The sequence below is a fragment of the Dysosmobacter segnis genome (genome assembly GCF_014297285.1).
Lineage (GTDB): Bacteria > Bacillota > Clostridia > Oscillospirales > Oscillospiraceae > Oscillibacter > Oscillibacter segnis.
In genome coordinates this window covers 1-19,130 of the sequence record NZ_JACOQI010000012.1, presented here as the reverse complement: position 1 = coordinate 19,130, position 19,130 = coordinate 1, and the positions used below count along the sequence as shown (strand labels likewise).

The window sequence follows — 19,130 nt, the reverse complement described above, 5'->3', positions numbered from 1 at the left end:
CTCACTTATAGGTCTGTTTTCAAATCAAATCCACATCCACATCGTCCATCAGTTTCTCGCTGAACACAACGCGCCACTCCACATCGTCCACAATCGGCTCAAAAAGCAGAGAAGAACAAGCTGCGTGGAGCTTCGGTGCGCTCTGTCCCATGATAACAGACGTGGGGCCGTCAGCACCGCCGATAACACCGATTACTGCCGCATTACAAAAAGCTACCGGTGCAAATTCGTCGGGGTCACGCTTTTTCTGCCTTGGACGGTCGCCCTCGGTACAGTCCTGAATCATAAAGCCCCGACCTGAAATGTCCGGCTCCAGAGAATAGCTCATCGCAAGGTAATGGCTGGGGTATTCCATATTGGGATCATGGAATGCACGCTCCGGCAACTCCTGTTGCTCCACCTCATGGACGGTCAACGTATATATCTTTCCAGTCATAGGATGAGTCAGGGAAATGCTTTCGCCCACTGTAGGAGTCTGAAAATGCTGTCCTGCGATATTCTCCCTCTGCCGCTCCATACGAACAGTGAGAGACTGAATATCCAGACCGTTTACTTCGCCCCAACGGTAGCTTGACCGCTGCATATACCAAGCAAGGCTAACATCCAGACCATAGTGTTCCATAATCTGTATTGCTTCCGTCTCCCGGCGCAAGCCATCAGCCAAACAGCTTTCCGGAATCCACGGTAATCCGCAGCTGTGGTCACTTTGCAGCTTATACCCATTCAAAGTTACACGCCCCTTAAAGCTGGTGTGTAACGGATGCTCTCGCTCAATTTGTTCCTGTTGCTCTTTGGTATAGTGATTGTTACCTTCATTCAGCAAATCCCATTTATCAATAAATGCTTTTACCTGAACAGGATCAGCCTGTTTACAGTAGTCGATCACAAGGCCTTTATCACAGATATACACGGCAGGGATATACCACTTTTCTTCGCCCCAGCAAAAGGATTTTTGGATAGGGATTTCAATGCCTGCGTTGCCTTCATTTCTCCAAAAACCGCCGTCATAGGTAACTTTCCATTCTTCTGCCCTAACAGGTGCCGCCGCATTCATATCCGGATCGTAGTATTCTTCTGTATAGGGAATCTGAGATAGGTCGAATTCAGCCTGCAGCTTCTTTACATAGGCAAAGGCGTCCTCTAACGGCACCAGCCTAAACTCTGTCCGAAGTACATCCAAAACAGACTGTTGCTCCTCTGTTGCAGGACAGTCGATCAGAAATGCCTTAAACTGCTCCTCATCCCAAGCGTAGCACTGCTCCAGTGCATCCATACTCCCACAGGAAAGCAACAGACGAAGAAGATCCTCGAAGCTGTGTGCAATGGGGTGAACACAATCCCCGAAGTTCATGGGACTGACCGCAAAAATCATCTCACCAAACTCCGGGATGGTGCAGTAGTGGATGCCATCCACACCGGCCCAGCCGATGATCGCGGCATCTCTGGGAGTGCAGTAGTAGGTAACATCGGTATCGCTCTGCTCCAAACCAATAGCAGAGTGCCTGATGTTCAGTTTCTTAAATTTCTGATAAGTGGTCATTGGTGGCCTCCTTGAGGTACTGCTTCAAAAGTTAAAATAAGGATGGTTTCGATATTCGGGTGGGAGTTCTTTCCCAAGACCGGTCCAACCAAGGTTTTTCACCAATACAGACTTCTGCTCTGGGAAAGCAAACTCATTCAGGTAGTCAATGAAATCCGCTTCGTTATAGCAGTAGACTCCCTTAATTCTATAACGCTTTGCGTGAGGACTTGTTTTCATCCACTTGTCGCAAAACTCGATACAATATTTCCTTAGATGGTTAGCCACATCATCGGGCACAGAATATACGACGCTGTCTCCATCGGCACTGATAATTATTTCTTTCATACCAACATCTCCAACCTTAATTCGGGGTTGCTTTCAATTCGATCAGAATAACTTCCGGGCGGTTGTTGAAACGGAACGGCAGAATACTGTTTCCGATGCCTCGGCTGACGATCATATTCGTGTTACCCTCGGTGTATAAACCAGAATCATACTTCGGGAACAAGCCCTGATTGGGGGCCACCAGGCCGCCGACAAAAGGCAGTCGGAATTGCCCTCCATGGGCATGGCCGCTAAGAGCCAGATCCACGCCACAAGCCACATAGGTATCGAACAACTCCGGTCGGTGGGAGAGCAGAACAGCAAACCCATCGTCCTCAGTTGAAATTTCCGCCAGAGTGTTACTGACTACTGATGCGGAATCTCCGAACAGATAATCAGTATTAAAGCTGGGATCGTCCACGCCCAGGATGGTGATGGTCTCGCCGGATAGCTCGATCTCCCCCCGTTCATTTTCCAGCACCACGACCCCGGCAGCTTCCAGACCCGCTTTCAGCTCGGCACACTCAGAAACTCGTGCTTCGTGATTGCCGGTGACATAATAGCAGGGAGCGATTTTCATAGCTTTCTCCGCAAATGCCAGTGCAACCTCAATGTTGGTATTACGGGAGTCAATCAGATCCCCGGTGATGGCGATGATGTCTGGATCGGCCTCCCGGAGCACAGCAAGAAGCTTTTCGTTGCCATCGCCCATCTCAGCATTGTGCAGATCTGAAACATGGGCGATACGGTAGCCGTCAAATGCATCCGGCAGCTCTTTACTGCCAACCGTGTAAGTATTCAGTTCCAACGCTGTATTGCCCCATACTGTCCAAACGACGAGTGCCAGAAGGACAGCAGCAATAGCAAGTATAATTGTTCGTTTCTTCTTGCCAGTCATAGAAATCTCCGCATTATGTGTTCCGGCGCTCACTTTTCCGATACTCATTTAGGTTGTAGACACCGGAGGCAACCCAACCCAAAGCGATGATGATTAGAATGACACGCCAAACCGGAGCCACTTCAACGACAAAACAAAATGCATATAGGGCAATCAGGCTGAGCACCATACAGATAATTGTTGTGATAAGTTTTACTTTGTTACGCGTTTTCATATTTCTCCTTCAATCTGGGAATATCTTCTTTGTCGATCCATTCCTCAGAGTAGCCGCAGGCGCAGCAAACATACCGGTGGACAAGCACAGCGGAGAAATTGCTCCATCCGGTCTGAATGTTATTGCCGACACCGTATGCTCCGGCCTTGCCCGGAACTTTGATGATGTCTGTGCTGTTGCACTTGGGACAAATCTTCCTGTTCTTCATATCGTCGCTCCTTATCCCAATGTCAGTTCCTGGGGGAATGCTTCTTTTCTCATGACTCCCCACATCTTGTCAATGTAGGAAAGGGTGTAAAAGTTTTCGTAGTAGTGATAGTAGAATGCGCCCTTCAGCGTCATACTGTATACGCCATTCTCCTCAGTCACAAAGCCCATTAGCTTTGCCAGCTTCAGTTCCGCACCGTACATCTTCTTCAGCGGCACACCAAAGAACTTCTCAAAACCACCGGCAGCGACCTTGGTGCTGTATGCCGTCCAGAACAGGTAGTAGATCATTCTCTGGCGCAGCGTGAAGCGGAGGGTCAGAGAGGTAGGCAGCTTCTCTTCTGCAATTCGGTTACAGTATTCCTCCACGGAAAAGGTGTTGATTTTGAACTGATCTTTCAACAGAGTGGTTGCCGAGCAGCCGAAGCCGAGGAAGTTATCGCGGGTCATGGAGGAGTATCTGGCGTCGGCCTCGCTGGAAAAAGTCCAGATGGAGCTGCGGGTGTATCCCTGATCCATACAGTATCGGGTGATGGCATCCAGCAGCTCCCGCTTTTCCTTTTTGGGCATCGTGGTCACGGTACTGGGGGTAAAGGTAAAATCAATGAAGGGATAGATCGCCACATGGTTCGCGCCGCTCTGGAATGCGGCATCAACGTCGGCCTTCAGATCCTCAAAAGTCTGATTCGGCAGTGCAAAGATAAAATCCATGGAAACCGTCTCAAAGGGGACCTCGGACAGAGCCTGCTTCATGGCAGAAATATCAACGCTTGTTCTGCCAAGAACACTCTGGAACTTCGTCTGGAAGGACTGGATACCAATGCTGATTTTGGTGACTCCTGCAGTTTTCAGTGTCCGCAGGACATCCGGCGTGACATTATCGGGATGCAGCTCCACGCCAATGCCTTCGGTAATAACAAAGTGTTCCTTGATGGCACCGATGATCTCTCCCAGCCGGTCTGCCGCAAGGGCCGGTGTGCCGCCGCCAAAATACAGGCTGTTCGTTTCCTTTTTACCGCTCTGCTGACCGCCCACAGCGTGGATCTCCCGCAGCAGAGCATCTATGTATCGGTTGCACAGATCCTTGGAATATCTGACCTTGCAGTACGGACAGAAGTTGCAGATGCTCCTGCAAAAAGGGATATGCACATACAGGCCCAGATTGTCGCAGTCCTGGTAAGACAGAACATTGTCGTATTCATTTTTGAAGATGAAAGGCTTTGTCGAACGTGTCAGCCACATTCTGGTCAGCGATGTAATGATACTCATATGGCTCCTATATGTATCTCAGGTAGGTTGTCAGCATCTCAAGTATGATTTTAGGGTTACCCTTAAACAAAAGGGTGTACTCAGCAACGAAGAAATAGCCGCATTCGTCGCAGAGATTAGGTACATCGATACAGCGTCCACAGGTGGATACTTTTCCGTTTTCGATGACCACGCATTGGTGGCAAGGCGTCGGGAAGCTGTTGTTGATCAGGTAAGGGAAAGCGCTCCGCAGATTGAACACCGGCGCACCGGCCTTCATCATCCTTGTGATGACATCGCAGCAATGGGTTTTTTCCTCTCTGGAGAGAGCCAACTCTCTGGTGTCCGGATAGGGCGTGTGGAAATTAAAGGATACTGCCCGGACATTTTTGGTATCTCTGGCCGTAAGGCAAACATGCTCCACAGCATCCTTGTTGATCTGGTTGATGGCCATGTAGAAGCAGATGTTATCGGAGGTGGCATGTTTAATATTCTCCATGATGGTGTCGTAGGTATCGCCACGGACTGCATTATGACGCTCCCGGTCGCCGTCCAGACTGAGCAGAATCAAGTCCGCTTCCGGCAGATCAATCGGGAAGGTACCGTTGGTCACCACATTGACGATGAGAAAGCCCATCTCCTTTGCTTCTACCACCAGATCCCGCAGGGTGCGTTCTCCGTCCCTCCAGAGGAAGGTCTCACCGCCGCAGAAGAACAGGATGCGGATTCCCATGTCGTAGAGTTGCTGCATTTCTCTGCGGATCTGCTCATAGGGATGCACAACGGCGGTGATGTTATTGACGGAACAATGCTTACACTTCAAGTTGCATTTGTCTGTTACAATGACCGTTCCCAGGATAGGCTCCTTCTTGCGGAACAAAACAGTTTTGATACCGAAACCTGCAAAATGCAGAAAGGACGAAAGCTTCATAAGTGTACCTCACAAAATAGCATCGAAACAGACACTGGCAATCTCATCACGGAGCAGCTTGTCTCCAAATCGTGCATTCTCGTATAATGCGTACCATCCGGGGAAAAGCTGCATTTCCTTACTTTCTTCACAGTACAGCGACCAATCGCCATCCTTGTGGCTCACGAAATAATGCAGACCATCGTGGGACAGTTCCATCTCACGGCCTGTTTCCAGAGAGAGGAGCATCAGCCCATCGTTATAGCGCCGCTGCCACTCTTTCCAGAAAGCGGTGTATCCGTTCCGGTCAAACTCATTCTCCGGGATTTCTTTCGTGGTACAGGCATCGTAGAACCGCTTTACGCTTTTTGCAAAATCCAGAACCTCGTACTGATATTCCCGAAGGGTCACGACTTCTTCCTGCCCGGAGGGGAGGATAAACCGGACGGCATTGCCTTCATGGATGGTGGTCCAATCCGTTCCTGTATCGCATCCGCTGATAGCAACTTCAGTCAGGTCATCATTGGCAATAAGAGTATGCCCACAGCAGGGGATCATTTGAATATCATACTCTGCCATCAGCTTGTCGTTGGTGAGCGTTTTCAGCAGATACAGAGCAGTAGCGCTGACAGTACCCGTATCTTCAAGAACGGTATCGCCAAACTGTACCGTAACATGACCATGCAGGCAAAGATCCTGCGGGTCATCAGCTGCGCCACCGATCCACTCAAAGTTGTCGGCTTTTATTCTGAAAACACCCATGTTGATACCCCCTTAACCACAAAGCAGCGGCAACCGATTGCTGCCGCTGCTGTTGCAGCTTAATCGTACTATGGATTTCCAATCAGTTCATGTCGATTGTGTAAACGATAGATTTTTCAAAGAAATCTTAAAGAATACCCGTTACGCTGGGCCACTGCCAACAGGTACCGTTTTTGATACTTGAGCTGCACATAGCGCATGACCTTGTTGTAATAGACGGGATTGGCCGCGCCGCCAAGGATACCCACAAGCGGAAACCCTTGCACGAATTTCAGGAGCAGCATGTCTACCGCAAAAGCACTTCCTGTCTTCTGAATCTGGGCCTGCAGCTCATCCTCGCCAGTTTGCGGCATCTCCTCGATCATGCCATCCACCCGTGCATTCTTCACAGCAAAATCAGGGCCTTTGGTAAGAGCTGTTTCCATCATGCGAAGGATAAAAAGCCGCTCCTCTGGAGTATCATAGGCAAAGCCATAGCTCAGGGCGGTTTCATAAACACCTTTAAGCAACATACCGACAAACACCACGATATCCGGCAGGCCAATGCCCAGTGCCCCAAGGCCGATTCCTTCCACAGTTGTCAGGGCGGTGTTTGTCAGACCAGACCGACCGGCATTTCGCTTGACCTGTTTCAGTTCCTTTCGGCCACCCTTGACCTGGACGGCATAATCCTGAACGGAATGGGTCTCTTCAAGATTCTGACGGTTGTAGGTTTTTTCAATGACCCCGACGCCTTGAGTAAATACCACGGAAAACGCCTTGCTGAAAGCTGTCTCTAAACTGCGGTAAACCTTCTCTGGCACCTTCTTCTCCAGATCCGTTTTCCAGCGGGGTGCTGTCGTTTTCATGGCGCTCTGCTTCAGCTGCGTTTCCTTTTTCAGTACAGAGGCGTACTCCTTTTCCAGCGCAGCACGCTTCTTGTCTTTCTTTATGAAAATCGACATAGATGCTCCTTATAGGCTTAATTACTGGAAACAGAAACACTCACACCGCCCTTTGACTCTGTCACGGCGTCGATGGTCAGCACCACGGCCAGCGCAATGATCTCATCGGCCGGATCCGCGATGTCCAGCTTGAGCTCCGGGCCATCTGCTCCCGCGCCGCCCAGCAAAGAGGCCACAAGGCCCACCACCACGGCGATCAGCCATTTGCCCCGCAGCGCTTCCCGGGCAATATATCTAAAATCAGCGGCGTATTTCATAGCGCACTCCTTTCTTTTGCGGTCAGGATCAAGCATTATTGGAATCGATAGCCGGAGGAGCCCATATGGAACACAGTCTCCATCATCTTGTCATGGTCTGGGAAGATGCGTTCCTCAAAGCCCTCGACTTTTTTGAACGAAATAACAAGGTTATCCTTGTCGATCCAGATGCTGACCGGCTTTCCGTTTTCTCTCTTTGCCCATTGTGCATCATCCGTTTCCTGTGGGGATATAGGGCCGGATGGACATGGCCACACTGCAGATGGGCATGGTCTGGAGCCACACCTTGCCCGGCCCGGTGAGGATCGTGTTAAACAACCCCTCGCCGCCCAGCAATGCGTTCTTCACGCCGGATACCGCCTGAATGTCCATCTGAACGCCTGCGGTAAAACCCGCCACATTGCCGGTGTCCACCACCAGCTGTTCACCGGGGCCAAGCTCATACTCCACCAATTCGCCATCGATCTCCACGAAGGCCATACCCCGGCCGGACAGCTTCTGCATGATGAAGCCCTCGCCGCCGAAAAGCCCCACACCGATTTTCTTCTTGAAGTGGATGGACAGCTCCACCCCGGCCTCAGCGGCAAGGAAGGCGCTCTTCTGCAGGATCATCTCCCGGCCCGGACCGATCTCCACGGCCTTGATTTGGCCGGGGAAGCTGGAGCCGAAGGTGATCATACCCTGGCCCCTGGCCGCATAGATGTTCTGGAACATGCTCTCTCCGGAAAACGCCTTGGCGAACATCTTGCCCAGACCACCGCCCCGGGTATCCATCTGCATATTGGGGGTCATCCAGACCATGGAGCCCTTTTCGGTGATCATCTGCTCGCCGCTCTCCAGCTGACAGACCACGATGGGGAACGAACCACCTTTGATCTCATAACGCATATTCAGTACCTCCTATAATTCTGTGTTTATATCCTGATGCAGGACTTCATAATTCCTGCTGCTATACCGATCATGGCTACGGGAATGATCAGGATGGCGCCGCCCACAAACAGCAGAAAGACAATCAGCATGGGCAGGGCAAGCACGATGAGAATACCTGCAATGATTTTCGCCATGCCCCAGGTGAGCTTCAGCGCCAGACTGATAGCTTTGATCAGCAGCCAGACAAAAACAATAACGGATAGCAACTCAAACATTTCTTTTCCTTTCAATCAGCGCTCAAAGCCCTTATATCGGGTGCCCTGGTGAGTCAGCATACCCCGGTCACCGATTTCCAGCTCTTGATACTCGTACCGCTTGACACGAAGCTCGATCTGCTCACCATCTTGGGTCTCGAATGTAATGTGATAGGAGTGACTATGATGATGGTGTCCGTTGCTGTGGTGATGATGTGTTTTTCTTCGCTTATCCACGATAGTGGCAGATCCCGTCAGAACGGGAGAGTTCTCGTTCTCGATGAACTGGCCGATACCCTTGGCAATGATATAGAAAAACACGACAAACCAAATGATAACGAATATCTGCATTCTGATCCTCCAATGTTCTGTAAAAGGGGCCCCACTTCATCGTGAGGCCCCTATGTCTATGTGAAGTTTTGGCTCAACAGCCTTGATTCCGAGGGCTTCGGCGTAAGCTGGGTTTTTCCTGATCTTATCCAGAAGCCGAATGATCAGGATTCGTTCTCTCGCAATCAAAGGGACCACTTCCTTTGCTTAGATGTGGAAATCTGCCTCCTGCTTATGGCTCTATTGTACCTTTGTGCTGCCCGGAAATAAATGGCTGTGTCAGCAAAATAAGAGGGTATAATTCTTCGTCTGGAGAAAAATAAAGGCTGATCAGACCTGCTTGCCTTTCAGAGCGTTATACTGCTCTATATCAATGACTCCGGTGACCAGCATCTTTTCTGACCACAGCTGCAGCGTCTCCACGGTGATGGAGATGCGCTCCAGCGCCTCCTGTATGTAGATGAAATCCGCCAGTTCATCACCGGAGATACGCCCGTCCGCCGTGATCTCGATAAGCCGCTCCTTTTGCCTGTGCATGGAGTTCAGGGAAGCCAGCATCTCCAGCACAATCTGGGACAGGTCCTTGATCTGAATCTCCGGCACATACTGCTGCCCGATGGGACACTGATTGGCGCAGTAGTAGTTGCAAAGGTTGGGCTGCCGGTATTTCTCCGCCATGGTCAGTACCTCGTCCGGATAGGGCAGGGATCGTTCGTTCTCGATCTTCTCGATACGCTCCGGGGAGATGGTCTCCAGTAGTTCGCTGGCCGACTCTCGGGTGAGCTTCAGGCTCTCTCTGGTCAGCTGGTAGATGTTCTTGTTTTCTTTTGTGGATACTCTGGCCATGTTCAACTTCCTCGCCTTTCATCATGCGTATCATCATTATACGAGTTAGCGACAAAAAACGCAACTGCCACCACGCGAAGAAAACTATATCATTGTAATGCCGTTTTTGGCAATTCTTATCTCCTTTTTGTGTGTGCTTATTGGGCAGTTCTCTTGAAACGCAAAAAATCCCGCACAGCAGCCGTGTAACCTGCCGTGCGGGAAGTTGACCCTTTATTCTGCGATCAGACGATCCGTTTTAATGGCGTAAGCATATGCTTCTGCGCTGACTTTTCTCAGGTAGGCCAGCGGCATGAGCTTGTCCACCGTCAACTTTTCACCGGCAAATGCCGCAGCATCCTCAATTCGCTCATAGTCATTGCCTGTCAGCAGGCACGCCGCCATATACATTACCTTAGTTGCTCTGGTGGCGGCGATCTCCGGGCTGTAGTTTTCTGCGTAGATATGGCCGCGCAGATCACGGATGCCCTTCACATACAGAGGATATTCCTCAGCCTCGGTTTTTCCTCGGGACGCAAGGCAAAGCGCTGCATCGAATGTATCCCGAAGGCAGTCTTCCACACTGGCATCGCTGCCGCGGTATGCAAGTTCTGCCTTGGCAATTTCCGTGTATGTATGGTGCACTTTCGCAGTGTCCTCAAAGATATCAAGCAGAGAGGTCACATCGTAAAACTGTTTCATGACCTCCATATCCTTGCCGTCATTGAGGAGAATACCGGTGGTGTGGGGTGCAAATGCGGTGAGTTTATCCGCCAGGATACAATCTGCGCTGGGGATCTGTACTGCCAGATATTCCGGCTGCGTTTGCAGCAGCTCGTTTCGGATTTCCTTGCTGATAAGCTCAGCATAATGGTTTTCCTCGAACAGGACGTCCAAGAGGATATACAACGGCTTATGGTTTACCGGGGAATCATAGGTAAACTTGAAATGGCGCTTTTCGATATTATTTTTTCCGATGCGTTTTTGTTCTTCCGCACTCTGGAAAGGGAATATCTTGGATGCCTCTTCGATAAAGGCATCCAGATCCGTTCCGGGCTCCACGATGATATCAATGTCAGTGGACAACCGGCGCGGACGGTTCATCAGGAGCATCAGGCAGGTACCGCCCTTGAAAATGAAAGGCATACCCACACGGGCCAGAGCCTCCAGCAGGCCAAAGGCGTAGACCGCACGCTCCAGCAGGACAGGATCTCGCTTACTGGTTTTCTGAAGTTCACGGATATGCTCTTCCGCAAAACTGATTGGCTGTATCATGTCATTACTCCGTTCTTAGCGTAATATTTGTCTTTTCCCGGATCAGCGCCTTCAGCTGTTTCTCGGCACCGCGGCGCTTGGCATAGCGGAACAGGCAGCTCTCGTCGATCACATAACCGGAAAAAGTCCCTTCAAGGATTGCCGGATATTCGCTCTTGCTGATCACTTCCTGCAGCAGAGAGTCAGAAACCAAATCCACCAGCAGCTTTTCAAGCCGGGTGTGCCAGGCCTCCTCAATTCCCCTTGGTGCCTCAGTAACCAGCTTGTTTAATACGATCATGCCATCATACCAATACTGGTGATACAGCTCGGGTGTCGGGTCGAGCAGCACCTTGCCGGGGAATTGCTCCTTGAGCAGGTCAAAAACAAAGTCAATGATATCATCCTCCACGGAGAGGAAAAGAACGTTGTGGGCCAGCTGATGATTGACAAATTCGTTGAGCTGCACCAGTTCAAAAATGGTAAACTCCACCGCAGGGAACGCTTCCCGAAGGGCCTGTGCGACTGTGTTAGCCTCCTCTGAGTATTCATGCCGATAACTGCTCATCTTATTTCCGGAGACACAATACGCATTCCGACCGACGCGAACGACCTCTCCGCTTTTTACCAGGCCACGCAGTCTCTTGCGCATAGCCTCTTCTCCAAGCGGGCAGCCACTGTCCTGATTGGTCATAAAGAAATCTCCAAAACTAAAACTCTTCATGCCGGCCAATGCCGTCAGATGAACCTGATTGAACATGATAATCACCTCGCAAACCGTCCCATTTCGGCAATAAATACTCGTTATTGCCGTTTTGGTACAATTACATTATAGCGCTTTTCCTCGTTTCGTCAATACTATTTCGGCAATAGAGGATGTTTACTGCCGAAATAGTACCGCAAACACGAGAATAGTATTGCCCTTCAAAAGCATTTTATTCGCGAAGCCGGAGTTGGTTGCATCGAAAGGTGAAACCATATTTCACCATACCTGAAGCAAAATGCTTGGAGGATTCTGTTATAATGGTTTTAAGAGGAGGTGCAGCATGTATAGCATATCGGAATTTGCAGGCTTGTTGGTCAAGCAGGCCCGGGAAGAGAAGCAATGGGATCAGCAGTATCTGGCTGATGAGCTGGATATTGATATCCGCACGCTCAAGAAAATAGAAGCAGGCAAATCAGACATATCATTTGACACACTGAGCAGTCTGATCCATCTGCTTGAAATCTCACCGAAAATCCTGTTCTATGCTGATCGCACAGAAACCGGCGTGGAGATGGATAAGATATTTCGTCAGCTGATGCGCTTTTCTCCGGACAATATCCAGATGATCTGCGATTCAGCCCATTACATCCGGGCCTGGAAGGATGCCAACGGTGATGACTACCCTTTGGAACAATAAAGCATGACCGTTAAGAGAGATCCCTGCGCCGGAGAATACCAGCGCAGGGATTTCATTACACTTACCACTTGCTCATGATCTTACCATACATCTGCAGCTTTTCATCTTCGTAGCGGACTTCCCAAACATATCGGAGACTACGGCATCCAACGTCAGATTGCACACAGTGAAAGCGTTCTGGAAACGATTCTTTTCACTGGAACGCATGGATACGAGCTTACTTCGATAGCGGGTGAACTCGCGGAGAATACGGATATCCTTACTTGGAATGTAACTGCTGGGAACTAAGCCCATACGAAACAGATTGCCGACGACGTACAGTTTGAGGTTGTCGGTATCTCTGACATTCGGGAAACCGACGATTACCCCGGCATCCGGGTCGCGCTGAAAGCGAACTATCCGCCGATCAGCGTACCTCTGACGGTGGATGTCACCACGGGCGACATGATAACGCCCCGCGAGGTGGAATACACATTCTCCCTGCTGTTCGATAACCGCACGATCAGTATTCTTGCCTATAACCTTGAAACGGTTTTGGCGAAAAAGCTGGAAACTGTGCTGTCCCGCAACATTGCGAATACCCGTCCGAAAGATTATTACGACGTACATATCCTGTACGCACTGCGCGGCGCGGAGTACGACAAAGCGACGCTGCGCCGGGCGCTGGAACGGACGACGCAGAAACGCGGTAGCGGCATGATCCTGACAGACTACCCGGAAATTATGAAAGAGATCCGCGAAAGCGATACGCTCCGCAAGCTGTGGGAGAAATACAGCCGCGAGTAACCGTGTGCATTTCATGCGGGTTCCTTACAGAGATCCGGGTAGTTTCATGCTCCGTTTGTCAGTTACCTTTGTTCACCCTGGGACACTTGTTAGTGTTGAAAAAAGAACGTTTTTCGGATACTATATAGGTGAGAGCGGCAAAAAAAGCGGTACTTTTATTCGTGCAATAGGGGCGCTGGTATGATAAAAGGAGTTGGCAGCAAGGAGTATCGCTAAAATGAGAGCGTTTCGGTAAACGATCTCGTTGGCATTGACTGCGGGCATATCTCGAATTACACCTATTGCCGAAGCCCGGAAGCGTCCTGCTTTCGCGGACTCGGTATGCTTTCCGCAAACCTGACTATTATAGCGCCCATAGCGGGCCTTGCCCGCGTATGCGCACAGCCATGCCGGCTGTGCGCATTTTTTTATTTCTGCCGAGCCCCTCCGTTTTTGAAAAATGGTTTTACCAAATCTTTCAGAAACGGAGGGTGAAAAATGTACTTTAATCAGGTCAAATTCGGGTGTCGGCTGAGGAATCTGCGGAAACAACGGAGGATGACGCAAGAGGCATTGGCGGGATCGCTCAATATCAGCATAGATCATCTCAGTAAAATCGAACATGGCAAACGCGGTGTGTCCATCGATCTGCTGCTGGATATCTCCGAAGCGTTGGATGTCTCTCTCGATTATCTGCTGAAAGGGACGATACACACCTCGCTTCAGATGAAGGATCTGATTGGACGGATGCAGGAACTCCACGACCAAATGGCGGCAATTTATGAAAACCCGTTCTGACAGTCCGGGTTTTTGCCCCAAAACCCGGACTACCCCGCCATACAAAAATCCTTTTGGCAGAGTTACAATTTACTCAAGCCAAAGACGACGGCTTTTCGTACCTTGAAAAACACTGCCCCCGGCAGTCATATCCGGCGACGAATAACGTCGGCTGACGGCCCCCTGACGAGGGGGAACAGCGATGCGGCGGGTGCGCGAAGACCACCTGCATCGGACAATCGTCCGATGTCAACGAACGGCCTTTAAGGTGCAGAGCGAAACTCATCCAGCCAAAAGCAGATGCGGCGATCTGTCTTGCGATGATCCCGTCAGCCCTGAACAAACAGCCTGTCCAGCCACAGATGCAAGCAATGGGGGCAGCTCGAGAGATCCTCGGGAGGTGAGAGTCCTGTTGGGCGCTGCCAAGCGCCGGTTCGTTCAGCCGCCCACGGTCCGGGGAGTAGTGTCGAATAGGACTGAACAAAGGATTATTTCAAAAGCAGCGGGAGCCGCCAGCATGAAGGGCAATGCAGCATGCTGCCAAAACCATGTGCGGCGGCTTCCGCTTTCATAAATATGAGGAAAGCATTATGAATACCAATATAGACTATCTGGGTCTGCTGGCCCTTCTGCGCCGCTTGCTGGCATTGGAGCTGATCAACGATTCAGAGGCAAAAAAGATCGCCGTGCGGCTGCGCGTGGATATGGGCGCGGACATCGCGGTTTTTCTCTGATTTTTCTCTTTTGGGTATGGATATTTTTGGACTTCAATGATATTGTGTGTTGCTGAACAGGGGGTGACAGTGGAATGAGCGGCAAGGAAAAAGCGAAAGGCTCGCTGGCGCTGGCAGCGCCGAGAGTTATTACGATCCCGGCAAATGTTCCGGAAATTGGACGAAAGCTCCGCGTGGCGGCCTACGCCCGCGTCAGCTCTAATTCCGACGATCAGACGCATTCCTTCGCGGCGCAGAATGCCTACTTCTCCAAGCTCATCGCAGGAAATCCAAATTGGGAATTGGCAGATATCTACGCTGACAAGGGCGTCACCGGCACTTCCATCGACAAGCGGGAGGACTTCTTGCGGATGATGGAGGACTGCAGAAAGGGACGCATCGACCGCATCCTTGTAAAGTCCATCTCCCGCTTCGGTCGCAACACAAGAGAGAGCCTGGAAGCAGTGCGGGAACTGGCGGGGCTCGGCGTCATCGTCCTGTTCGAGGAACAGAAGATCGACACGGCGGAGACCACCGGTGAGATGCTCACCGCTAGTAGTATGCTTCCAACCAAGACAGGAGCGGCCTTCGTTTTTTTATCTCTGAGCTAAGAGGTGCGTTTTCAAAAGCACGTTCTCTAAGGCTCTATGGTCTTCATGTAACTGCCACCAACAGGGCTTCAGAAAGCAGAGAACATTCTCCGCCCATCGATAGTCCTCTGGCTTCAGCGTTTCCAATGCAGCGCTGCGCTGGAATGCCGTGTTGCGCTTCCGCAGGTTGGCATCCACGCTGGCCCGATCCAGATATAAGTTCAGAAAGCCGCAGACGATGGCAGCTTCTTCCGTTGTATAGAACATGCTTTCCCTCCCATTCCGCAAACAGGCATCATTGTAACACGGTGCTCTTGTTTTGAAAATGGGCTGTTTCCACAAGTTTTCTCTCAAAAGTTTGTTGCAAACAGTTGTTCGATTTACGACGGCGTGCTATACTGATAGACACTAAGGACGAGGAGGCGCGCTATGCAGCAGAGCGGACGGACATATATTGCCATTGACTTAAAATCGTATTATGCGTCCGTCGAGTGCATGGAGCGCGGTCTTGACCCGATGACGACCAATCTGGTCGTAGCAGATCTTAGCCGCACGGAGAAAACCATTTGTCTCGCGGTATCGCCTTCTCTGAAGGCATACGGTATTTCCGGCAGAGCACGGCTCTTTGAAGTGGTCGAGCGCGTCAAGGAGGTCAACGCCGAACGTCGGCGCAAAGCAGGCGGCAATCTTTTTGAAAAGAGCTGCGATGCCCATGAGCTGGCAGTTGACCCGTCACGCGCGGTTGGCTATCTTGTCGCGCCGCCGCAGATGGCGAAATACATTCAGATCAGCACGCAGATCTACAATGTCTATCTCAAATACATCGCGCCCGAGGACATCCACGTCTACTCCATCGACGAGGTGATGATGGATGTGACCAGCTACCTCGAGACGTATCATATGACCGCCCGCGAGCTGGCGAAGACCATGATCCTCGATGTGCTGCGCACCACGGGCATCACGGCCACGGCGGGCATCGGCAGCAATCTCTATCTCTGCAAGGTCGCTATGGACATTATGGCGAAGCATGTGCAGCCGGACAAAGATGGCGTCCGCATTGCGGAGCTTGACGAAATGAGCTACCGTGAGCAGCTTTGGGCGCACCGCCCGCTGACAGATTTCTGGCGTGTTGGGCGCGGTTATGCAAAGAAGCTGGAAGCCATCGGCATCTACACCATGGGCGATGTTGCAAGATGCTCCATCGGCAAGCCGAACGAATACTATAATGAAGAACTGCTCTATCGGATGTTCGGCATCAACGCTGAGCTCCTCATCGACCACGCATGGGGCTGGGAGCCGTGCCGTATGCAGGATATCAAGGCATACCGGCCGGAAACGAACAGCGTCTGCTCTGGACAGGTTCTCCAATGCCCGTATTCCTTTGAGAAAGCACGGTTGGTTGTACGGGAGATGGCGGAGGCCGTCGCGCTGGATCTGTTGGAAAAGAAACTGGTAACGGATCAGCTGACCCTGACAGTGGGATACGACATTGAAAACACCGCAGGCGGCAGCTACCACGGCGAGACCGTGACAGACCGCTATGGCAGGAAGATCCCCAAGCACACCCACGGAACAGCAAATCTGCCGAGAAAAACATCTTCGGCCCGGAGCATCACGGACGCCGTTCTTGGCGTTTATGATACAAAGGTCAATCCGAAGCTGTCTATTCGGAGACTTACTATCACCGCCAATCGGCTGGTGGGCGAAGATACGGTACAGCAGGAGTCGGAAGCCCCGGTACAGTTCAACCTGTTCGATAATATCGAGGTACAGGAGCAACGGCTGCGGGAGGAAACGGCTCAGTTGGAGCGGGAGCGTAAAATTCAGGAAGCCATGCTCGACATTAAAAAGAAGTTCGGCAAAAACGCCATTTTGAATGGCGGAAGCTATCTGGATGGTGCCACCGCCAAAGAACGGAATAAGCAGATTGGAGGGCATAAGGCTTGAGCGGAAAATATGAAGACATTATCCATTTGCCCCATCCGGATTCGCCAAAACATCCGCGAATGTCCCTCCATGACCGTGCGGCGCAGTTCTCTCCCTTTGCCGCTTTGACTGGTCACAGCGCCGCCATTGCGGAAACCGGGCGGCTGACGGATCAGCGTGTAGAAATGGACGAATATGAAATGGCGCGAGTGGACGCGGAATTGCAGCGCCTCCAGGAGCTGCTTCCCGGCGGGCCCACTGCGTCCATCACCTACTTTGTGCAGGATGAACGGAAGAACGGCGGCAGCTACCAAACTGTCACCAGATCGGTCAAGCGGATCGATGCAGTCAGCGGTATGATCCAGATGACAGACCGGCAGCTCATTCCCATTGCGGATGTTTTCAGCATTGAGATCATCCCATAAAAAAGAAATATCATAACGAAAACTCCCAAACCCGTTCATTATAGAGCAGGCTTGGGAGTTTTCATTATAACTGAAATCAAATTACAGAAGGAGGAGACAGAATGAATCCAAACGCAGATTATCTCGGCATCGTTACCATGCTTCGCAGCCTGCGGGAGCAGGGACTGGTCAGCGGCAGTGAAGCAAAAAAGATCGCCGCGCGACTGATGGTACAGCTTGGCGCGGACATCATTATTTCTCTTTGATTTTTCACTTTTAGGTATAGCTATTGCGGATGCTTCATGGTATTGTGTGTTGCTGACAGGAGGTGACAGCAAATGAGCGGCAAGGAGAAAACCAACGGTTCTCTGGCCATGGCCCCGCGGGTCATTACGATTCCTGCAGCAAGTCAAGAAAACACCAGAAAGCTCCGCGTGGCGGCATACGCCCGCGTCAGCTCCAACTCCGAGGATCAGAAGCACTCCTTTGCCGCACAGAACGCCTACTACTCCAAGCTCATCACAGGCAACCCCGATTGGGAACTGGCAGACATTTACGCAGATCAGGGCATCACCGGCACATCCATAGACAAGCGGGATGACTTTCTGCGGATGATGGAGGACTGCCGGAAAGGGCGTATTGACCGCATCCTTGTGAAGTCCTCCTCACGTTTTGCTCGCAATACCAAAGAGAGTCTGGAAGCGGTGCGAGAATTGGCTGCGCTGGGCGTCAGCGTCTACTTCGAGGAACAGAACATCGACACCGCGCAGGTATCCGGAGAAGTTCTTATCGCCATGTTCGCAGCATTGGCTCAACGGGAAAGTGAAGCTATCTCCGAGCGAATGCGGTGGAGTTACCGGACTCGAATCGACAAGGGCAGATTTTCCACCAATAAAGCACCGTTTGGTTACATGCTGGCAGATGGACGATTGGAAATCAACACGGAAGAAGCAGAAGTTGTCAAAGAAATTTTTGATATGTCCTTGCAAGGAGAGAGCATCTCGGATATAGCAAAGAGAGTCAGTAAAATGGATATCCCTACGAGAGATAAGACTTCGTATTGGCAGGGGAGTTCTATCCTGTATATTCTCCATAATGAAAAATACGCAGGGGACTGCTTACTGCAAAAAACATATACGGCGCAAGAACTGCCGAGATTTAGAAAACGAAATCTCGGTAAGTATCGGCAGGTCTTTGTAAAGCAATCTCATCCGGCTATTATAGAGCGCGAAAAGTTCGAAAGGGTTCAGGAACTGCTAAAAAGAAAAAGAATAGCATTTGCTGGTGATAGCGTGTCAACACCGTTCAGCAAAAAGATAAAGTGTGCGGAATGCGGTTCCACATTTCGGCTTAAAAAAGTACGAGGGAAGAACTACTGGACATGCATGGCACACGAGAAAGATGTACATAAGTGCAGTATGCTGCCGCTTCCGGAGGAACAGGTATTGCAGGCGTTCCTTCGACTGTACTACAAACTCAAATACTACGGTATAGGAGTACTTACACAACTCATCTCTGACTTCCACGCTGCCAAAACCGGCAGCCTTCTCTGGAGCGAAAACATCGTGGAGATTAACAAACAAATATCAGATATTGCCAGTCAGGAACGACTTTTGACCCAGCTCAAGCAGCAGGGCAGCGTCGATCCTGACATTTTTATATCCCGCGGCAATCTGCTTGCGGAGCGCCGCCGGGAACTAAAGCTCCAAAAGGAACGCATCCTGCGGTCTGAG

The 19,130-nt window shown here is 50.9% G+C and carries 26 protein-coding genes and 1 pseudogene; 9 read left to right on the top strand and 18 right to left on the bottom strand.

Features of this window, described 5'->3' with window-relative positions; all coding sequences use genetic code 11:
- Positions 1 to 19: 19 nt before the first annotated feature.
- From H8Z83_RS12045 to H8Z83_RS11970, 16 genes are all read right to left on the bottom strand, one after another.
- Positions 20 to 1,540, bottom strand: coding sequence for a hypothetical protein (locus H8Z83_RS12045; RefSeq protein ID WP_187015271.1), 1,521 nt, complete (start codon positions 1,538 to 1,540; stop codon positions 20 to 22).
- Positions 1,541 to 1,564: 24 nt separating this feature from the next.
- On the bottom strand, positions 1,565 to 1,867 hold the full coding sequence (locus tag H8Z83_RS12040) for a hypothetical protein (protein WP_187015270.1): 303 nt from the start codon (positions 1,865 to 1,867) through the stop codon (positions 1,565 to 1,567).
- 16 nt (positions 1,868 to 1,883) lie between these two features.
- Complete coding sequence (locus H8Z83_RS12035) at positions 1,884 to 2,744, bottom strand: metallophosphoesterase (RefSeq protein ID WP_187015269.1); 861 nt, start codon at positions 2,742 to 2,744, stop codon at positions 1,884 to 1,886.
- Positions 2,745 to 2,757: 13 nt separating this feature from the next.
- Positions 2,758 to 2,958, bottom strand: a complete 201-nt coding sequence (locus H8Z83_RS12030; RefSeq protein WP_187015268.1) for a hypothetical protein — start codon at positions 2,956 to 2,958, stop codon at positions 2,758 to 2,760.
- Positions 2,945 to 3,166, bottom strand: coding sequence for a hypothetical protein (locus tag H8Z83_RS12025; protein ID WP_187015267.1), 222 nt, complete (start codon positions 3,164 to 3,166; stop codon positions 2,945 to 2,947). Before H8Z83_RS12025 ends, H8Z83_RS12030 begins: the two co-directional genes overlap by 14 nt.
- Before the next feature lie 11 nt (positions 3,167 to 3,177).
- On the bottom strand, positions 3,178 to 4,434 hold the full coding sequence (locus H8Z83_RS12020; protein ID WP_187015266.1) for a coproporphyrinogen-III oxidase family protein: 1,257 nt from the start codon (positions 4,432 to 4,434) through the stop codon (positions 3,178 to 3,180).
- Between the two features lie 7 nt (positions 4,435 to 4,441).
- A complete protein-coding gene (locus H8Z83_RS12015; RefSeq protein ID WP_187015265.1) occupies positions 4,442 to 5,344 on the bottom strand; it encodes a radical SAM protein in 903 nt (300 codons plus the stop codon).
- A gap of 9 nt (positions 5,345 to 5,353) precedes the next feature.
- Positions 5,354 to 6,085, bottom strand: coding sequence for a hypothetical protein (locus tag H8Z83_RS12010; RefSeq protein WP_187015264.1), 732 nt, complete (start codon positions 6,083 to 6,085; stop codon positions 5,354 to 5,356).
- A gap of 116 nt (positions 6,086 to 6,201) precedes the next feature.
- Positions 6,202 to 7,029 (bottom strand): EcsC family protein, encoded by an 828-nt coding sequence (locus H8Z83_RS12005; RefSeq protein ID WP_187015263.1) that lies wholly within the window; start codon positions 7,027 to 7,029, stop codon positions 6,202 to 6,204.
- 17 nt (positions 7,030 to 7,046) lie between these two features.
- On the bottom strand, positions 7,047 to 7,286 hold the full coding sequence (locus H8Z83_RS12000) for a hypothetical protein (protein WP_187015262.1): 240 nt from the start codon (positions 7,284 to 7,286) through the stop codon (positions 7,047 to 7,049).
- A 210-nt stretch (positions 7,287 to 7,496) separates the two neighbouring features.
- A complete protein-coding gene (locus tag H8Z83_RS11995; protein ID WP_187015261.1) occupies positions 7,497 to 8,174 on the bottom strand; it encodes a TIGR00266 family protein in 678 nt (225 codons plus the stop codon).
- A gap of 26 nt (positions 8,175 to 8,200) precedes the next feature.
- Positions 8,201 to 8,446 carry a hypothetical protein gene (locus H8Z83_RS11990; RefSeq protein ID WP_187015260.1) on the bottom strand — a complete coding sequence of 82 codons (246 nt, stop codon included), beginning with the start codon at positions 8,444 to 8,446 and terminating at the stop codon, positions 8,201 to 8,203.
- Positions 8,447 to 8,761 (bottom strand): DUF2500 domain-containing protein, encoded by a 315-nt coding sequence (locus H8Z83_RS11985; RefSeq protein ID WP_187015259.1) that lies wholly within the window; start codon positions 8,759 to 8,761, stop codon positions 8,447 to 8,449. It abuts the gene before it with no gap.
- A gap of 309 nt (positions 8,762 to 9,070) precedes the next feature.
- On the bottom strand, positions 9,071 to 9,586 hold the full coding sequence (locus H8Z83_RS11980; RefSeq protein WP_187015258.1) for a helix-turn-helix domain-containing protein: 516 nt from the start codon (positions 9,584 to 9,586) through the stop codon (positions 9,071 to 9,073).
- A 213-nt stretch (positions 9,587 to 9,799) separates the two neighbouring features.
- On the bottom strand, positions 9,800 to 10,840 hold the full coding sequence (locus H8Z83_RS11975) for a nucleotidyl transferase AbiEii/AbiGii toxin family protein (RefSeq protein WP_187015257.1): 1,041 nt from the start codon (positions 10,838 to 10,840) through the stop codon (positions 9,800 to 9,802).
- Between the two features lie 4 nt (positions 10,841 to 10,844).
- Positions 10,845 to 11,579 (bottom strand): DUF6577 family protein, encoded by a 735-nt coding sequence (locus H8Z83_RS11970; RefSeq protein ID WP_187015256.1) that lies wholly within the window; start codon positions 11,577 to 11,579, stop codon positions 10,845 to 10,847.
- A 286-nt stretch (positions 11,580 to 11,865) separates the two neighbouring features.
- Between H8Z83_RS11970 and H8Z83_RS11965 the strand changes: the two genes are divergently transcribed.
- Positions 11,866 to 12,222, top strand: a complete 357-nt coding sequence (locus H8Z83_RS11965) for a helix-turn-helix domain-containing protein (protein WP_187015255.1) — start codon at positions 11,866 to 11,868, stop codon at positions 12,220 to 12,222.
- Positions 12,223 to 12,324: 102 nt separating this feature from the next.
- On the opposite strand, the pseudogene H8Z83_RS20385 reads toward H8Z83_RS11965, so the two are convergent.
- Positions 12,325 to 12,531, bottom strand: a pseudogene (locus H8Z83_RS20385) (IS110 family RNA-guided transposase); the annotation flags it as partial.
- Here H8Z83_RS20385 and H8Z83_RS11960 point away from each other — a divergent pair.
- The 4 genes from H8Z83_RS11960 to H8Z83_RS11945 all read left to right on the top strand — a co-directional run bounded on the left by H8Z83_RS11960 (position 12,526) and on the right by H8Z83_RS11945 (position 15,088).
- Positions 12,526 to 13,008 carry a nucleotidyl transferase AbiEii/AbiGii toxin family protein gene (locus tag H8Z83_RS11960; protein WP_366464235.1) on the top strand — a complete coding sequence of 161 codons (483 nt, stop codon included), beginning with the start codon at positions 12,526 to 12,528 and terminating at the stop codon, positions 13,006 to 13,008. The pseudogene H8Z83_RS20385 and the gene H8Z83_RS11960 overlap by 6 nt on opposite strands.
- 477 nt (positions 13,009 to 13,485) lie before the next feature.
- Positions 13,486 to 13,785: a helix-turn-helix domain-containing protein gene (locus H8Z83_RS11955; RefSeq protein WP_187015254.1), complete on the top strand. Its 300-nt coding sequence runs from the start codon at positions 13,486 to 13,488 to the stop codon at positions 13,783 to 13,785.
- Positions 13,786 to 14,354: 569 nt separating this feature from the next.
- The gene (locus tag H8Z83_RS11950; RefSeq protein ID WP_187015253.1) at positions 14,355 to 14,498 is read left to right on the top strand and encodes a hypothetical protein; all 144 of its coding nucleotides are present in this window, start codon (positions 14,355 to 14,357) and stop codon (positions 14,496 to 14,498) included.
- A 74-nt stretch (positions 14,499 to 14,572) separates the two neighbouring features.
- Complete coding sequence (locus tag H8Z83_RS11945) at positions 14,573 to 15,088, top strand: recombinase family protein (protein ID WP_187015252.1); 516 nt, start codon at positions 14,573 to 14,575, stop codon at positions 15,086 to 15,088.
- Here the strand turns inward: H8Z83_RS11945 and H8Z83_RS11940 are convergent.
- Positions 15,074 to 15,334, bottom strand: coding sequence for a hypothetical protein (locus H8Z83_RS11940; protein WP_187015251.1), 261 nt, complete (start codon positions 15,332 to 15,334; stop codon positions 15,074 to 15,076). The two genes, H8Z83_RS11945 and H8Z83_RS11940, sit on opposite strands and share 15 nt — an antisense overlap.
- Before the next feature lie 162 nt (positions 15,335 to 15,496).
- Here H8Z83_RS11940 and H8Z83_RS11935 point away from each other — a divergent pair, with 162 nt between their 5' ends.
- From H8Z83_RS11935 to H8Z83_RS11920, 4 genes are all read left to right on the top strand, one after another.
- Entirely contained in the window at positions 15,497 to 17,014 is a 1,518-nt protein-coding gene (locus H8Z83_RS11935; protein ID WP_187015250.1) for a Y-family DNA polymerase, read from the top strand.
- Positions 17,011 to 17,418, top strand: coding sequence for a hypothetical protein (locus H8Z83_RS11930; protein WP_187015249.1), 408 nt, complete (start codon positions 17,011 to 17,013; stop codon positions 17,416 to 17,418). The genes H8Z83_RS11935 and H8Z83_RS11930 overlap by 4 nt, the downstream gene beginning before the upstream one ends.
- A gap of 101 nt (positions 17,419 to 17,519) precedes the next feature.
- Complete coding sequence (locus H8Z83_RS11925) at positions 17,520 to 17,663, top strand: hypothetical protein (protein WP_187015248.1); 144 nt, start codon at positions 17,520 to 17,522, stop codon at positions 17,661 to 17,663.
- Between the two features lie 72 nt (positions 17,664 to 17,735).
- Positions 17,736 to 19,130: recombinase family protein (locus H8Z83_RS11920; protein ID WP_187015247.1), on the top strand; the 1,395-nt coding region annotated here is incomplete at its 3' end.

Coding starts and splice junctions, on each gene's coding strand:
- H8Z83_RS12045 (WP_187015271.1), bottom strand. CDS start 1,540: ATGACCACTTATCAGAAATTTAAGAAACTGAACATCAGGCACTCTGCT.
- H8Z83_RS12040 (WP_187015270.1), bottom strand. CDS start 1,867: ATGAAAGAAATAATTATCAGTGCCGATGGAGACAGCGTCGTATATTCT.
- H8Z83_RS12035 (WP_187015269.1), bottom strand. CDS start 2,744: ATGACTGGCAAGAAGAAACGAACAATTATACTTGCTATTGCTGCTGTC.
- H8Z83_RS12030 (WP_187015268.1), bottom strand. CDS start 2,958: ATGAAAACGCGTAACAAAGTAAAACTTATCACAACAATTATCTGTATG.
- H8Z83_RS12025 (WP_187015267.1), bottom strand. CDS start 3,166: ATGAAGAACAGGAAGATTTGTCCCAAGTGCAACAGCACAGACATCATC.
- H8Z83_RS12020 (WP_187015266.1), bottom strand. CDS start 4,434: ATGAGTATCATTACATCGCTGACCAGAATGTGGCTGACACGTTCGACA.
- H8Z83_RS12015 (WP_187015265.1), bottom strand. CDS start 5,344: ATGAAGCTTTCGTCCTTTCTGCATTTTGCAGGTTTCGGTATCAAAACT.
- H8Z83_RS12010 (WP_187015264.1), bottom strand. CDS start 6,085: ATGGGTGTTTTCAGAATAAAAGCCGACAACTTTGAGTGGATCGGTGGC.
- H8Z83_RS12005 (WP_187015263.1), bottom strand. CDS start 7,029: ATGTCGATTTTCATAAAGAAAGACAAGAAGCGTGCTGCGCTGGAAAAG.
- H8Z83_RS12000 (WP_187015262.1), bottom strand. CDS start 7,286: ATGAAATACGCCGCTGATTTTAGATATATTGCCCGGGAAGCGCTGCGG.
- H8Z83_RS11995 (WP_187015261.1), bottom strand. CDS start 8,174: ATGCGTTATGAGATCAAAGGTGGTTCGTTCCCCATCGTGGTCTGTCAG.
- H8Z83_RS11985 (WP_187015259.1), bottom strand. CDS start 8,761: ATGCAGATATTCGTTATCATTTGGTTTGTCGTGTTTTTCTATATCATT.
- H8Z83_RS11980 (WP_187015258.1), bottom strand. CDS start 9,586: ATGGCCAGAGTATCCACAAAAGAAAACAAGAACATCTACCAGCTGACC.
- H8Z83_RS11975 (WP_187015257.1), bottom strand. CDS start 10,840: ATGATACAGCCAATCAGTTTTGCGGAAGAGCATATCCGTGAACTTCAG.
- H8Z83_RS11970 (WP_187015256.1), bottom strand. CDS start 11,579: ATGTTCAATCAGGTTCATCTGACGGCATTGGCCGGCATGAAGAGTTTT.
- H8Z83_RS11965 (WP_187015255.1), top strand. CDS start 11,866: ATGTATAGCATATCGGAATTTGCAGGCTTGTTGGTCAAGCAGGCCCGG.
- H8Z83_RS11955 (WP_187015254.1), top strand. CDS start 13,486: ATGTACTTTAATCAGGTCAAATTCGGGTGTCGGCTGAGGAATCTGCGG.
- H8Z83_RS11950 (WP_187015253.1), top strand. CDS start 14,355: ATGAATACCAATATAGACTATCTGGGTCTGCTGGCCCTTCTGCGCCGC.
- H8Z83_RS11945 (WP_187015252.1), top strand. CDS start 14,573: ATGAGCGGCAAGGAAAAAGCGAAAGGCTCGCTGGCGCTGGCAGCGCCG.
- H8Z83_RS11940 (WP_187015251.1), bottom strand. CDS start 15,334: ATGTTCTATACAACGGAAGAAGCTGCCATCGTCTGCGGCTTTCTGAAC.
- H8Z83_RS11935 (WP_187015250.1), top strand. CDS start 15,497: ATGCAGCAGAGCGGACGGACATATATTGCCATTGACTTAAAATCGTAT.
- H8Z83_RS11925 (WP_187015248.1), top strand. CDS start 17,520: ATGAATCCAAACGCAGATTATCTCGGCATCGTTACCATGCTTCGCAGC.